A 13,900-nucleotide genomic window follows, 5' to 3' on the forward strand; every position below is an offset into this window, starting at 1 on the left:
GGCGGGCGGACGCCGCGACGACGGGCCCGCTGCCGGACCTGGCCGCGCTGCCCGCCGGGGCCCCGGACCGCCGCCTGTTCGCCCCAGCCGAGCAGCGCTACGCGCCCTACCTGATGATCCTCGCGCCGATGGTGAACGACATCGAGGACGCCGACCCGGCCGCCTACGGCTTCTTCAAGGGCGGCTGGTGGCGCACCCCGTCGGCGCCGTACAACGCTCGCGTCCAGGAGCACGTCTACACGCTGGCCTGGTTCTACGCGAACGCCCGCCCCTGGAACCCGTACGCCGGCGACTCGGCGCTGCTCGCCGCGCTCGACGCGGCGCTGGGCCACTACCTCGGCCTGCAGCACGACGACGGCTCGTGGCCGGAGTACGACATCGACGAGCGGGGCATGGCGCCCACCGGCTTCGGCATGGGCTACCTGAGCAAGACCCTGGACATCCTCCGGCGGTCCGGTGCGCTGCCGGAGCGCCAGGAGCAGATCAAAGCCGCTCTGCACCGGGGAATGACCTGGTTCCTCGACCCGGCGACCACCAGGGTGTGGCAGAACAAGCCGCTGGCCTACGCCAACCAGACGACCTCGGGCCTCGCCGGGGCCTCACTCGCCCTGAACCTCGACCCCGATCCCGCGCTGCGGCAGCGCCTCGCGGAGGGTATCGCCAGGCTCGCCGCGGACGGCCAGAGCCCGGCCGGGTTCTTCTACGAGCAGCGCGGCATGGACATGAACTACAACTTCGAGGTCATGCTGCCGGAGATGGCCGACGCCTACCACCAGACGGGCGACCCGACGCTCGTCGCGATGGCCGGGCGGTTCGCCGACTGGCTGGGCTACAACCTGGTGCGCGAGCCCGACGGCAGCGGCTACATCGGCAACATCGCGCCGTCGACGCGCACCAGCAGCCGGTTCTACGACGACGTGCGGCCCGACCCCGACCGCACCGCGCTCAACTCGCTGTTCGTGCCCGAGGTGCCCGCGCTGGCGGCGTTCATGACCGCCCGTGAGGACCTGGCCGCCGCGCGGCCGCCTGGGCGGCCGACACCGCCCCCGTGGCCCCGGCCCAGAAGCAGGACACCTCGCCGCGCATCCTCACCCACGCGATCTACGGCGAACGCTTCCCCAGCAGGAAGGCCAAGGACAAGGCGGTCAGAAGCCTGCCGTACCTGAAGTGGAAGCACTTCGTGGAGATCCGCAGCGATCTGGGGCAGGACTTCGTGTTCGTCCGCCGTCCCGGCCTCTACCTGGGCGGCTACTTCGGCGCCCGCGGCACGTCGTACGGCAGGACCGGCCTGACGTTCCTGTGGCACCCGGACGCCGGGACGATCGTCCACTCCCTCAACAACAACAACCAGGGCTGCTGGGGCACCGTGCGGGCGAACGGCGTGCCGGACAACGCGGGAGATCAGCCGGCCGAGTACTTCGCCGGCGAGCCGGGCGCGTCCCATGGACGGGGCGGCACTCCAGGGGCGAGGGGACGTTCGGCATCCGCTACGGCACCGCCGACGGATCGATCCGCACGGAGGTGACCGTCACGCGCGACACCGTCCGCCGCGCCGTCCGCTCGGACGCGGCGGCGACCGAGCAGATCCCGCTCGTCCTGCTGCCGACCGACACCGTCGTCTTCACCGACGGCACGCCCGCGCCGTACCGGGTGAACACCACCGCGACGGCCGACGGGATCGACGTGCGCAGGGGAGCGGCGCTGATCCGGATCCGCTGGGGGACGGCGCGCACGGCCTCGCTGCGCTTCGGCTCCTCCACCTACTTCCGCGACGCCAGGCGGCTCGTCCACGTGCTGCGCGTCCCTCACGACGGCAGCATCGACGTCGGCATCACGTGCGGCTAATGCGTATTACTCCAGGAAGAACACGTCTTGACGCGGACACTCCGCGGCTTCCAGAATGAAGTTCTCTCTCGCTAATGCGCATTATCAGACAGGACCCACGTGGTGACCAACCGCCGCCTCACCCAGCAGGACATCGCCCGCATGGCCGGTGTCAGCCAGACCACGGTCTCGCTGGTGCTGAACAACCGGTCCGACGCGGACGTGCGGATCGCGCCCGAGACCCGTGAGCGCGTGCTGCGGGTGATCCGCGAGACCGGGTACGTCGCCGACCCGGTCGCGCGGCGGCTCGCCGAGCGGCGCAACCGCATCCTCGGCGTGTTCACCTACGAGGCGGTCTTCCCGACGGCGAGCGCCGACTTCTACCACCCGTTCCTCGTCGGCATCGAGGAGTGCGCCGAGGAGCTCGGTTGCGACCTGCTGCTGTTCACCAGCGCCAAGGCGTCGGGGGAGCGGCGGCGGATCTTCAACCCCGACAGCCGCATCCGGCTGGCCGACGGATGCGTGCTGCTCGGCCGCACGATCGATCGCGACGACCTGGCCCGCCTGCTGACCGAGAACATCCCCTTCGTGTCGGTCGGCCGCCGCGACGACGCGGGCGGGCCGGTGCCGTACGTCGGGGCCGACTACCCCGCCGGCCGTACGCGCGCTGGTCGAGCGTGCGTACGGCCTCGGCCACCGGCGGCTGGCGTACGTCGGGGCGGGGACGGGCGCGGAGTCCCCGGCCGATCGCATGCGCGGCTTCCGCGAGGCGGTCGCCGCCGTCGGGACGGAGTGGATCCACGTGCCGGTGGCCGATCGCGGGCCGGGAGACGTCCTCGACGACCTGGCCGCGGCGGGCGTGACCGCCGCGTTCGTGGAGGAGTCCGCGGACGGCGTCGCGATCGTGCAGGCCGCTCGGGAACGCGGCGTGGACGTGCCCGGTGAGCTGTCGATCCTCGCGCTCGGCGCCCCCACGCGGCCGGTCCACGTCGAGATCGACTTCACCGGGTTCCGCATCCCCCGGCGCGAGATGGGCCGCAGGGCCGTGGAACTGCTCGCCCAGGTGCTCGAACGCGGCGGAACGCCCCAGGAGCTGCTGCCGTGCGAGTTCGTCGAGGGATCGACCCTCGCCTCCGCACGGCCCGACGAAGGAAGGTAATCGCACGTGAGCGAGACAACGGCGGACGCGCTGGTCGTCGGCGGAGGGCTCGGCGGGGTCGCCGCCGCTCTGGCCCTGCTGCGGGCCGGCCGCACCGTGGTCCTCACCGAGGAGTACGACTGGCTGGGCGGCCAGCTCACCAGCCAGGCGGTGCCGCCGGACGAGCACTCGTGGGTCGAGCGGTTCGGCGTGACGGCGAGCTACCGGGCGTTGCGCGACGGAATCCGGCGCTACTACCGGGACCACTATCCGCTGACCGAGCGGTCCCGGGCCTGGCGCGAGCTGAACCCCGGCGCCGGGCACGTGAGCCGCCTGTGTCACGAGCCGAGGGTCGCGGTCGCCGTCATCGAGGCGATGCTGGCGCCCTACCGGGGGTCCGGGCGGCTGCGGGTGCTCCAGCCGTACCGGCCGGTGGCCGCGGAGGTGGACGGCGACCGGGTGACGAGCGTGACGGTGGAGCACCGCGACGGCGGCGGCCGGATCACGGTCACGGCGCCGTACGTGCTCGACGCCACCGAGACCGGCGAACTGCTGCCGATGACCGGCACCGAGTACGTCACCGGGTTCGAGTCGCAGGCCGAGACCGGGGAGCCGAGCGCGCCCGCAGAGGCGCAGCCGCTCAACATGCAGGCGGTCTCGGTGTGCTTCGCGATCGACCACGTCGACGGCGACCACACCGTCGACAGGCCCGCCTCCTACGGGTTCTGGCGGGAGTACCAGCCGCCCTTCTGGGGCGACCGGCTGCTGTCGTGGCGCTGCCCGCACCCCCGCACCCTGGAGATCGTCGAGCGGTCGTTCACCCCCAACCCCGACGACGACCCGCTGTCGGTGGTGGCCGACCAGCGGCTCAGCCCCGGCGACGCCAACCTGTGGACCTTCCGCAGGATCGCCGCCCGGCGCAACTTCGTCCCCGGCGCGTACGACAGCGACATCACGCTCGTCAACTGGCCCATGATCGACTACCTCGAGGGGCCGGTCATCGACGTCCCGGACGCCGGCAGGCACCTCGCCGCGGCCCGTGAGCTGTCGCTGTCGGTCCTCTACTGGCTGCAGACCGAGGCGCCCCGGCCGGACGGCGGCACCGGCTTCCCCGGCCTGCGGCTGCGCGGCGACGTCACCGGCGGCGCCGACGGTCTCGCACAGGCCGCCTACATCAGGGAGTCGCGGCGCATCAGGGCCCTCTACACGGTGGTCGAGCAGGACCTGTCCCTCGCCGTACGCGGCGACAAGGGCGCGGTCCGCTACGCCGACTCCGTGGGCGTGGGGATGTACCGCATCGACCTCCACCCGAGCACGGGCGGCGACAACTACATCGACGTGGGCTGCTCGCCGTTCGAGATCCCCCTCGGAGCGCTCATCCCCCGGCGGATGACCAACCTGCTGCCCGCCGGCAAGAACATCGGGACCACGCACATCACCAACGGGGCCTACCGGCTGCATCCGGTCGAGTGGAACATCGGCGAGGCGGCGGGCGCGCTGGCCGCCTTCTGCCTCGACCGCGGCACGACCCCCCACGCCGTACGCGAGGGCGACGCCCTCCTCGACGACTTCCAGCGCCGTCTGACCGACGACGGCGTCGAGCTTCGCTGGCCGCAGGTCGCCGGCTACTGAAAACACGATCTTCGGGGGACGCACGGTAAGGAGACCGACGAATGAAACCACTCGGGAGGCTGGCGGCCCTCGCGACGGCCGCGCTGCTCGCCACCGCGTGCGGCGGCGGGAACGCCGCCGCGCCGGCGGCGAGCGGCCCGCAGCCGCTCCGCATGACGATCTGGACCTCCAACGAGGCCCACCTGAAGCTGTTCAACGAGATCGCGGCCGAGTACCGGAAGTCGCATCCGGACGTCGGGGAGATCACGTTCGACCCCATCCCGTTCGAGAGCTACACCACCACGCTCACCACCCAGATCGCCGGCGGAAAGGCCCCCGACCTCGCCTGGATCCTGGAGGGCTCGGCGCCCGACTTCGTCTCCTCCGGGGCGCTCGTGCCGCTGAAGGGCATGCTCGGCAAGGCGCAGGGTTACGACCTCGCCGACCTGACGCCCGCGGCGACGAAGCTGTGGGAGAAGGACGGCGAGCTGTACGCCTATCCGTTCTCGACCTCGCCCTTCGGGGTGTTCGTCAACGAGGACCTGCTCAAGGCGGCCGGGCGGAAGACCCCCGAGGAGCTGATCAAAGCCGGGAAGTGGACCTGGGACGAGGCCCTGGCCATGAACGCCGCCGTGGCGAAGAAGGAGGGCAAGGCGGGCCTGGTCATCCGCGACTTCGACTACAAGAGCTGGGACAACCTGGCCTCGTTCTGGGGCGGCTGGGGCGCCAGGGCGTGGAGCGACGACGGCAGGACCTGCCAGTTCAACAGCCCCGAGATGGTCGAGGCGATGACGACCCTGCACAAGGCGATCTTCACGGACAAGGCCCTGCCCGGACCCGGGACCAGCGTGGACTTCTTCGCCGGCGAGGCCGCCATGACGATCACCCAGATCTCCCGGGCGTCCCTGCTGCAGGACGCGAAATTCACATGGGACCTGGTGCCGCTCCCGGCCGGGCCCAAGGGGGAGTACGCCGTGTTCGGGCAGGCCGGCATCGGCGTGCTGAAGAGCTCCCCGCACGCCGATCTCGCGGCCGACTTCCTCGCCTTCTTCACCGACCCCGCCAACTCCGCCAAGCTCGCGGCGTACTTCCCGCCGCCGCGGGCCTCCCAGCTCACCTCCGAGACGCTGGCCAAGAGCAACCCGCTGCTCAAGCCCGAGCAGTTGCAGCGCGTGGTGATCGACGGCATCGCCAAGGGCGTGGTCAAGCCCAACCACGCGGGCCAGGCGGAGCTGGCGCAGACCGTCAGGGCGGCACTCGACCCGCTGTGGCAGCCCGGCGCCGACGTCAAGACCGTGCTGGACGGCGTCTGCGCGAAGATCCAGCCGATGCTGGGCGCGTGACGTGGCGGTGACGGAGATCGACTCGCGGGTGACGGCGCGGACCGCCACCCGCGGGGCCCCCTTCTGGAACACTCGCCGCCGGGACGTGCTCGCGGGCTACCTGTTCATCGCCCCCCAGCTCGCCGGAAGCGTCCTGTTCGTGCTGGTGCCGCTGGCGCTCATCGGGTGGTACAGCCTGCACGAGTGGAACGTGCTGGCCGGCACCTTCCAGTTCACCGGCGGCGACAACTACGCCAAGCTCCTGGGCGACGCCAACCTGCGCTCGGTGCTGTGGGCGACCGCGTTCTTCTCCGTGGGCCTGGTGGCGCTCAACCTCAGCCTGGCCCTCCTGCTGGCGGTGCTGCTCAACCAGCGGCTGCGCGGCACGACGTTCTTCCGGGCGCTGTTCTTCTCGCCGGTCGTGGTGTCGCTGGTCGCCTGGACGATCGTCTGGCAGTTCCTGCTCCAGTCGAACGGCGGGATCAACGGCGTGCTCGGCGCGTTCGGCGTCACCGGGCCCAACTGGCTGCGCGGCGAGGCCACCGCGATGGTCTCGGTGATCGTCGTGCAGGTGCTGAAGAACGTGGGCCTCAACATGGTGCTGTTCCTGGCCGCCCTGCAGGGCGTGCCCAAGCAGCTCTACGAGGCCGCCCAGCTCGACGGCGCGGGCGCGTGGACACGGTTCCGGCGGATCACCGTTCCGCTGATCAGCCCCACGATCCTGCTCACGTCGATCATCACGGTGGTCGGGTCGCTCCAGGTGTTCGCCCAGATCGCGGTGCTCACGCAGGGCGGTCCCGGCATGTCGACCACCGTGCTCGTCTACTACCTGTACCAGCAGGCGTTCCAGTTCCACCACTTCGGGTACGGCGCGACCCTGTCGGTCGTGCTGTTCGCGATCGTCGCGGCCCTCACCCTCGTGCAGTGGCGGATGCGCCGGAAGTGGGTCTTCAATGAGTCGTAGGGCCAAGACCGCGGTGTACGGGCTGCTGTGCGTGCTCTGCGTGCCGTTCGTCTTCCCCACGTGGTGGATGGTCACCTCGTCGTTCAAGCCGGTCGGTGACATCTTCGCGTTCCCGCCGTCGCTGCTGCCCGGCCGGTGGGACGTCTCCGCGTTCCGGCAGGTGTTCCAGCTCCAGCCGTTCGCGCAGCAGTACTGGAACAGCCTCTACATCGCGCTGGTGGTGACCGCCGGCACGATGGCGGTCGCCGCGCTGGCCGGGTACGCCTTCGCGCGCATCCGCTTCCCCGGGCAGAACGTGCTGTTCTTCGTGGTGCTGCTCGGCCTGCTCATCCCGAGCGAGGTCACGATCGTGCCGCTGTTCCAGATGTTCAACGGGTGGGGGCTGACCGACACCCACTGGCCTCTGATCCTGGTGCCGATCTTCGGCGCGCCGAGCGTGCTGGCCACGTTCATAATGAGGCAGTTCTTCGTCAGCCTGCCGGGCGAGCTGGAGGAGGCGGCCCGGGTGGACGGTCTCGGGCGGTTCGGAACGTTCGCCCGGGTGGCGCTGCCGCTGGCCCGCCCCGCCCTCGGCGCGGTGGCCGTCTTCACCTTCCTCCACTCCTGGAACCTCTACCTCGAACCGATCGTGTACCTGTCGTCCCCGGAGAAGTTCACGCTGCCGCAGGTGCTCACGCAGTTCGTCGACGCGTACGGCGGCCCGATGTGGAACGTGCAGCTCGCCGCGGCCTCGATGACGGCGATCCCGGTGCTGATCGTGTTCGTCGTGGCGCAGCGGCAGTTCATCGAGGGGCTCGCCCACACCGGACTCAAAGGCTGACGATGCACCCCAACCTCGACCCGGAGTTGAGGGCGGCCGTCGAGCGGGAGCCTCCCGCGACCGCGGACCTGTCGGGCGCGACGTACGAGGACCTCCTGGCGTTGCGGGCCCGGCGGGCGGCCGGCCTGGCCGCGGCGGCGCCACAGGTGGGCGAGGGGGTCCGCGTGGAGGACGTGGTCATCCCCGGCCCTGGCGGCCACATGCGGCTGCGCGTCTACCGGCTGGCCGCCCAGGACGGCCCGCTGCCGGGGGTGTACTGGATCCACGGCGGTGGCATGGTGCTCGGCAGCCCCGAGGCGGACGACGCCCGGGCCGGGTCGTACGTGCGCCGCGTCGGTTGCGTGGTGGTTTCTGTGGACTACCGGCTCGCACCGGAGCATCCCCATCCCGCGCCCGTGGAGGACTGCTACGCCGGTCTCGCCTGGACCGCCGCCCACGCGGCCGATCTCGGCATCGACGCCGGCCGGCTGGCGGTGGGCGGCGTGAGCGCCGGCGGAGGGCTCGCCGCGGGGACCGCGCTGCTCGCCCGCGACCGCGGCGGGCCCGCGCTCGTCCTCCAGCTCCTGCTGTGCCCGATGCTCGACGACCGCGAGGTGACTCCCTCAGGCCGCTCCTTCGACAACGCCGTGACGTGGAATCGCGGCTCCAACCGGTTCGGCTGGTCGGCCCTGCTCGGCGACGCCGCCGGAGGCGAGGACGTGCCGGCCTACGCCGCCCCCGCGCGGGCCGCCGACCTGTCCGGCCTCCCCCCGGCGTACGTGGACGTGGGCGAGCTGGAGGTCTTCCGCGACGAGTGCGCCGAGTACGCGCTGCGGCTGGCCCGGGCGGGGGTGTCGGTCGAGTTCCATCTCTGGCCGGGGGCCTTCCACGGCTTCGACACCGTCGTGCCCGGCGCGGCACTCAGCCGCCGGGCCCGTGCCGAGCGCGTCGCCGCCCTCACCCGCGCCCTGCGTTGATCCCCTCATCCACGCGCCGAGCGCCGCGGCGGCCCGCCGCGAGCGGCTGTTCTAACCGCAGTACATCCACTTGCCCGACGGGGTGCCGCCGCGGACGAGGGGTTTGGAGCCGATCCTGACCGCTCCGGCGAACTGGACGCAGCGGTGGTCGACGCCGTAGATGTGCACCGGGCCCGCGAACCACTTGTACTTCTCGCTGCCGCTGGCGGCCTCCTTGTCCGGGCCGTCGTACTTCTTGTTCCCGTTCTCGTCCACGAAGAGCTCGACGTACAGGTAGCTCGTCTTGCCGATGTAAGCGGGCGCGACCCGGGCGATGGCGCATTTCGCGTGCGCGGTGGGGCTCTGGTACAGCGTGACGGTGCCGTACGACTTCCCGTCCTTGGCCCCTTGCGTCAGCCGATAGTCGGCCACCTTGCGGTACGACTGCCCGCACGAGCCCTTGGGATAGGCCTGCGCCGGCCCGGCGGACACCAGAGTGAGGGCGGCAGCGGTGGCGAGGGTCATGCCGCCCGCGGCCCAACGAGTGATCTTCAAAGGCTTTCGTCGGATCATCGATCACCCCAGATACGTGGATATGGGCATGATCACGCTAGCATCCGGGGCGCTCCGCTCGGACGTAGTAGAACAAAGCAGGCAGATCGCCTTCCGTGCCACCGCCATCCCGGCTTGCAAAAAGGCCGGTCCTGTGGTCGCTCCTATTGCAGGGGTCAATGTTTATCCCTGTGATAGGAGGGGCTCACCCGTCGGTGCGAGAACGATCATATTGGCTTTATAAACTGGCGTGGTATGCGCATTTCAGGGGTTTGCTGCCGATTATCAGCAAGCCGGGCGATACGCTGTATGTGATCGTGGCCACGCTTACCACGAACCGACGGGTTATGAACGCGCGGCAGGCGCTTGCCGAGGTTTGCCGAGATTTGTCGGCAGATAGAGATGTCGTGCTCTGCGTGTGGGACGCACAAAGCACGTGGGGTATTCAAGTGGCCGACTATGCCCTGTGGGCGGTGCAGCGCGATCTGGAAGGGCGGCCGTGCAAATGGTTCGACAGTCACATACGGCCGCATCTGGCATCGATGACGACTCCCTGGGGCACCGCATGAATGAGGTCGGCTATCCCGGTCGCCCGGGAAGAGGTCCCCTGGACCTCTTGTCACCGACCGTGACTATTACATGCCATAGCGTGACACATCGTCAAGCGGTTTGGTGGCACTGCCGAGACGCGTCCGATCTCGGGCTCTTGCGGCGGTCTCAGGGGCGCTGCTCGCGTTCGGCGAGAAGGCGGGCGGTCTCGTCGGAGACCTCGCTCGCGAGGACCGCCGAGACCACGTCGATCAGGTGGCTCGTGAACAGGCGCTCGTCCCGGGCCGGAGGGCCGCTCGCCCGGCGGGCCAGCTCGACGTACGTCATGCGGATCGCCATGAAGCGCTGGTGCAGGCGTACGGCGGCCTCGGGGAGCAGGGGGGCGACCAGTTCACGCCAGCGGTCGACGCTGCCGCCGCCGTCCTCGGGGAGGCTGGGCGGCATGCGGTGGACCAGTTGCTCCATGACGCGCAGGTAGTCCCGCCCGCCGTCGGGGTCGGCCAGCTTGGCGGCGGCCGGGCGGACGAGCGCGGCGGCGAGCGAACGCAGGGCCTCGGCCTGAGGCAACGGGCCGCGTGCCTCGTACTCGTCCAGAAGCTGGTGGCGCCGCGCCTCGATCTCCGGCCGTGCTTGGCGAGCACCGCCTTCAGCAGCCCGGCGCGGTCGCCGAAGTGGTACTGCAGCGCGGTGGAGTTGCGCTGCCCGGCGGCGGCGTTGATCTCGCGCAGCGACACCGCGTCGATGCCGCGCTCGGCGAACAGGCGCTCGGCGGCGTCCACGAGCCTCCGGACCGTGGTCTCCGCCGGCATCGCGCCTCCCTTGTCGCTCGTACGGCCGAAGGATACGGTATTTCAGGCGATCGCATTATTCGGCACGTCAGTCGCATTATCGTGCCCGAGGGAGGATCATGGCCATCGACTTCACGCTCGCCCCCGAGCACGAGGAGATACGCGCGCGGGTGCGGACGTTCGTCCAGGAGACGGTGATCCCGGCGGTCAAACCGTTCGAGGACTCCGAGGAGAAGGTCCTCACCCGCGAGGAGTACCTGCGCACGATCTTCGACCTGCGCCGCAAAGCCAAGCAGGAGGGGCTCTGGCTGCCGCACATGCCCAAGGAGTGGGGTGGCATGGGCCTCGGCCACGTCGAACTGGCCATGGTGCAGGCCGAGGCGGCCAAGACCAGGCTCGGCCCGTGGGTGCTCAACTGCGCGGCCCCCGACGAGGGCAACATGCACACGCTGCTGCACTGGGGCACCGACGAGCAGAAGGAGCGCTACCTGCGCCCGCTGCTCGACGGCGTGAAGATGTCGTGCTTCGCGATGACCGAGCCGGAGGTGGCCGGCTCCGATCCCACGCTCATCCGTACGAACGCCCTGAAGGACGGCGACGAGTGGGTGATCAACGGGCACAAGTGGTTCATCTCCAACGCCCGCAGGGCGAGCTTCGCCATCCTGATCGCCAAGACCGAGTTCGACCTGCCGGAGGGCGCGCGGGGCGCCAACACCGCGTTCCTCGTGGACCTGCCCGCCGACGGCTGGAACGACGTACGCGAGATCGAGACCATGCACGGCTCGACCGGCCACAGCGAGATCGTCATCACCGACCTGCGCCTGCCGGACTCCGCCGTGCTCGGCGGGCGGGGCAACGGCCACCGGCTGGGCCAGTACCGCCTCGGCCCGGCGCGGCTGGCGCACTGCATGCGGTGGATATCGCAGGCGGAGACGGCTCTCGACATGATGGTGGGCAGGGCGCTGGACAGGTTCAGCCACGGATCGCTGCTCGCCGACAAGCAGGGCGTGCAGTGGATGATCGCCGACTCGGCCATGGAGCTCTACCAGTGCAAGCTCATGGTCCTGCACGCCGCCTCGAAGATCGACAAGGGTGAGGACTTCCGCACCGAGGTCTCGATGGCCAAGCACTTCGTGGCGAACAGCCTGAACCGGATCGTCGACCGGGCCATCCAGGTGCACGGGGCGCTCGGCTACTCGACCGACACCCCGCTGGCGCACATGTTCCAGCACGCGCGATGGGCGCGCTTCGCGGACGGCGCCGACGAGATCCACCAGATGCGCATCGCCGAGCGCACCATCGAGGCGTACCGGGCCACCGGCTCGACCAGGGCCGCGACGGGAGGACTCCCGCTGTGAACACCGACGACATCTCCGGCAAGGTCGCGCTCGTCACCGGGGGCGCGGGCGGCATCGGCGCGGGGGTCGCCCGCCGCCTGGCCGCGTACGGCGCGCACGTCGTGCTGGCCGACGTCGACGCCGAGGCCGGGGCGCGCACCGCCGACGAGATCGGCGCCGCGTTCGTGCGGACCGACGTGTCGCGGCTGGAGGACAACCAGGCCGCGGTCGCGCTCGCCGTCGAGCGGCACGGGCGGCTCGATCTCGCCTTCCTCAACGCGGGCGTCGCCTCGGGGTTCGGGCTCGGCGAGGACTTCGACCTCGCCCGCTACCGCCGCGTGATGGGGGTCAACCTCGACGGCGTCGTCTTCGGCGTGCACGCCGCGCTGCCGGCGATGCGGGCCGGGGGCGTGATCGTGGCCACCGCGAGCATGGCGGGGATCGTGGGCATCCCCTCCGATCCCGTCTACGCGGCCAACAAGCACGCGGTCGTCGGGCTCGTCCGCTCGCTCGGCCCGCAACTGGAGCCCCTCGGCATCCGGGTGCAGGGGCTGTGCCCGTCGTTCGCGGACACGGCGATCCTCGACGCCGAGGCCAAGGCGCTGCTGGACCAGATGAAGTTCCCGATCCTCGACGTCGAGACGGTCGTCGACGCGTTCTTCTCGCTGCTGGCGAGCGAGGGCACCGGGGAGTGCTGGTTCGTCGTACCGGGCCGCGAGAGCCAGCCCTTCGCCTTCCGCCGCGCCCCCGGCCCCCGCTGATCGGCCGATGGCCGCGGCGTAAGCAATGCTGCTCCCACTCAGCGGACACGTCGAAGTGTATCAGTGATAACGAGCATGTAGTTCCGACGTTATTAACGCTGATACGCTGATTCTGGTTCCAGTGGAAACAGAACGCTGAGGAGCATCGCATGTCCGACCGACTGCGGATCGTCGCAGTGGAAGAGCACGTCGTCCTGCCCGCGATCATGGAGGCGTGGTCGCGGGCCGGGGTGCCGGAGCTGCCGAACCTGGGGTTCGGGGACAGTCCCGTCGCCCGGCGACTGCGCGACACCACGGAGACGAGGCTTGCGCACATGGACGACCAGGGGATCGACGTGGCCGTGCTGTCGATCTCGTCACCGGGCGCGCAGAACCTGCCTGACGCGGATGCGGTCGCCGTGGCCCGCGACACCAACGACCAGCTTGCGGAGATCGTGGCCGGCAACCCCGACCGGTTCCAGGCGTTCGCCGCGATCCCGACCCAGTCGCCGTCGGCCGCGGCCGCGGAGCTGGAGCGGGCGGTCACCGAGCTGGGCTTCCCGGGCGCCATGCTCTACGGGCGCACCGGATCCAAGCTCGCGGACGACCCCCAGTACGACGAGCTGTACGCCGCCGCGGAGCGGTTGCGAGTTCCCCTCCACTTCCACCCGCAGATGCCTGTGCAGGCGGTGATGGACGCCTACTACTCGAACATCGGTCCCATCGGGACCGCGCTGGCGGGGCCTGCGATCGGCTGGTACTACGACCTGGGCGTGCAGTACCTACGGATGATCTTCTCCGGCGTCTTCGACCGGTACCCCGATCTCCAGGTGATCGCCGGCCACTGGGGAGAGGTCGTGCTCTTCTATCTCGACCACACCGGATTCTTCGCCGACGCCGGTGGCCTGGCCCGCCCTCTCGCCGACTACTTCACGCACAACTTCTGGGTCGCCGGCAGCGGCACCGTCAGCCCCCGCTACCTCCGCTGGACGGCCGAAGTCGTGGGGACGGAACGGATGCTGTACTCCACCGACTACCCCTTCACCTACGGGTTCCGCCCCGGCGGTTTCCCCTTCGTGGACACCAGCGCCGGCGTCGCCCGTTCCTTCCTGGAGAACGCCCCCTTCACCGACGAGCAGAAGGCCGACATCGCCCACCGCAACTGGGAACGCCTCACCTCCCGCGCCGCGAACCCTCACCCGGCGCGCGGGGCGTGGTGATCGGTTCCCGATAATGTGTTCGCCGGAAGCCGCCGGGGCGACGGCCGGGTGGAAGCGGAGCGAGGGCGAGCGCGATGAGCTGGGCGGACTTCCAGTACGA

General features: G+C 70.4%; 15 protein-coding genes and 2 pseudogenes. 14 read left to right on the top strand and 3 right to left on the bottom strand.

Translation table 11 applies throughout. The features are described from left to right. The 10 genes and pseudogenes from B1L11_RS47245 to B1L11_RS30870 form a co-directional block, all read left to right on the top strand. The coding region (locus B1L11_RS47245) for a hypothetical protein (protein ID WP_218671417.1) at nucleotides 1-1,166 on the top strand (1,166 nt) is incomplete at its 5' end. Nucleotides 1,167-1,180: 14 nt separating this feature from the next. Next, entirely contained in the window at nucleotides 1,181-1,525 is a 345-nt protein-coding gene (locus tag B1L11_RS30835) for a hypothetical protein (protein ID WP_079318916.1), read from the top strand. After that, the gene (locus B1L11_RS30840; protein WP_079318917.1) at nucleotides 1,522-1,845 is read left to right on the top strand and encodes a hypothetical protein; all 324 of its coding nucleotides are present in this window, start codon (nucleotides 1,522-1,524) and stop codon (nucleotides 1,843-1,845) included. Before B1L11_RS30835 ends, B1L11_RS30840 begins: the two co-directional genes overlap by 4 nt. A 102-nt stretch (nucleotides 1,846-1,947) precedes the next feature. Then, nucleotides 1,948-2,097, top strand: a pseudogene (locus tag B1L11_RS52355) (LacI family DNA-binding transcriptional regulator); the annotation flags it as partial. A 430-nt stretch (nucleotides 2,098-2,527) separates the two neighbouring features. After that, entirely contained in the window at nucleotides 2,528-2,983 is a 456-nt protein-coding gene (locus B1L11_RS52360; protein ID WP_256863039.1) for a substrate-binding domain-containing protein, read from the top strand. Nucleotides 2,984-2,989: 6 nt separating this feature from the next. Further along, the gene (locus B1L11_RS30850) at nucleotides 2,990-4,594 is read left to right on the top strand and encodes an FAD-dependent oxidoreductase (RefSeq protein ID WP_079318918.1); all 1,605 of its coding nucleotides are present in this window, start codon (nucleotides 2,990-2,992) and stop codon (nucleotides 4,592-4,594) included. Nucleotides 4,595-4,635: 41 nt separating this feature from the next. Further along, on the top strand, nucleotides 4,636-5,916 hold the full coding sequence (locus B1L11_RS30855; RefSeq protein ID WP_079318919.1) for a sugar ABC transporter substrate-binding protein: 1,281 nt from the start codon (nucleotides 4,636-4,638) through the stop codon (nucleotides 5,914-5,916). Between the two features lies 1 nt (nucleotide 5,917). Then, nucleotides 5,918-6,859: a carbohydrate ABC transporter permease gene (locus tag B1L11_RS30860; RefSeq protein ID WP_218671420.1), complete on the top strand. Its 942-nt coding sequence runs from the start codon at nucleotides 5,918-5,920 to the stop codon at nucleotides 6,857-6,859. Continuing rightward, nucleotides 6,849-7,679 (top strand): carbohydrate ABC transporter permease, encoded by an 831-nt coding sequence (locus B1L11_RS30865; RefSeq protein ID WP_079318920.1) that lies wholly within the window; start codon nucleotides 6,849-6,851, stop codon nucleotides 7,677-7,679. The genes B1L11_RS30860 and B1L11_RS30865 overlap by 11 nt, the downstream gene beginning before the upstream one ends. 2 nt (nucleotides 7,680-7,681) lie before the next feature. Further along, the gene (locus B1L11_RS30870; protein WP_218671421.1) at nucleotides 7,682-8,635 is read left to right on the top strand and encodes an alpha/beta hydrolase; all 954 of its coding nucleotides are present in this window, start codon (nucleotides 7,682-7,684) and stop codon (nucleotides 8,633-8,635) included. A gap of 51 nt (nucleotides 8,636-8,686) precedes the next feature. Here B1L11_RS30870 and B1L11_RS30875 read toward each other — a convergent pair whose 3' ends face one another. Continuing rightward, entirely contained in the window at nucleotides 8,687-9,169 is a 483-nt protein-coding gene (locus B1L11_RS30875) for a hypothetical protein (RefSeq protein ID WP_143737655.1), read from the bottom strand. A 212-nt stretch (nucleotides 9,170-9,381) separates the two neighbouring features. On the opposite strand from B1L11_RS30875, the gene B1L11_RS45775 reads away from it, so the two are divergent. After that, nucleotides 9,382-9,735: a hypothetical protein gene (locus tag B1L11_RS45775; protein WP_143737656.1), complete on the top strand. Its 354-nt coding sequence runs from the start codon at nucleotides 9,382-9,384 to the stop codon at nucleotides 9,733-9,735. Nucleotides 9,736-9,883: 148 nt separating this feature from the next. On the opposite strand, the gene B1L11_RS52365 is transcribed toward B1L11_RS45775, so the two are convergent. Next, a complete protein-coding gene (locus tag B1L11_RS52365; protein ID WP_256863033.1) occupies nucleotides 9,884-10,282 on the bottom strand; it encodes a hypothetical protein in 399 nt (132 codons plus the stop codon). A 131-nt stretch (nucleotides 10,283-10,413) separates the two neighbouring features. After that, a pseudogene (locus B1L11_RS55325) lies at nucleotides 10,414-10,524 on the bottom strand (TetR family transcriptional regulator); the annotation flags it as partial. 98 nt (nucleotides 10,525-10,622) lie between these two features. On the opposite strand from B1L11_RS55325, the gene B1L11_RS30885 reads away from it, so the two are divergent. The 3 genes from B1L11_RS30885 to B1L11_RS30895 all read left to right on the top strand — a co-directional run bounded on the left by B1L11_RS30885 (nucleotide 10,623) and on the right by B1L11_RS30895 (nucleotide 13,800). Beyond that, nucleotides 10,623-11,861, top strand: coding sequence for an acyl-CoA dehydrogenase family protein (locus B1L11_RS30885; protein ID WP_079318922.1), 1,239 nt, complete (start codon nucleotides 10,623-10,625; stop codon nucleotides 11,859-11,861). Beyond that, complete coding sequence (locus B1L11_RS30890) at nucleotides 11,858-12,601, top strand: SDR family oxidoreductase (protein ID WP_079318923.1); 744 nt, start codon at nucleotides 11,858-11,860, stop codon at nucleotides 12,599-12,601. The genes B1L11_RS30885 and B1L11_RS30890 overlap by 4 nt, the downstream gene beginning before the upstream one ends. A 149-nt stretch (nucleotides 12,602-12,750) precedes the next feature. Next, nucleotides 12,751-13,800 (top strand): amidohydrolase family protein, encoded by a 1,050-nt coding sequence (locus B1L11_RS30895; protein WP_079318924.1) that lies wholly within the window; start codon nucleotides 12,751-12,753, stop codon nucleotides 13,798-13,800. The last annotated feature ends 100 nt before the right edge of the window (nucleotides 13,801-13,900 follow it).

The sequence above is a fragment of the Microbispora sp. GKU 823 genome (assembly GCF_002027145.1).
Taxonomy (GTDB): Bacteria; Actinomycetota; Actinomycetes; order Streptosporangiales; family Streptosporangiaceae; genus Microbispora; species Microbispora siamensis.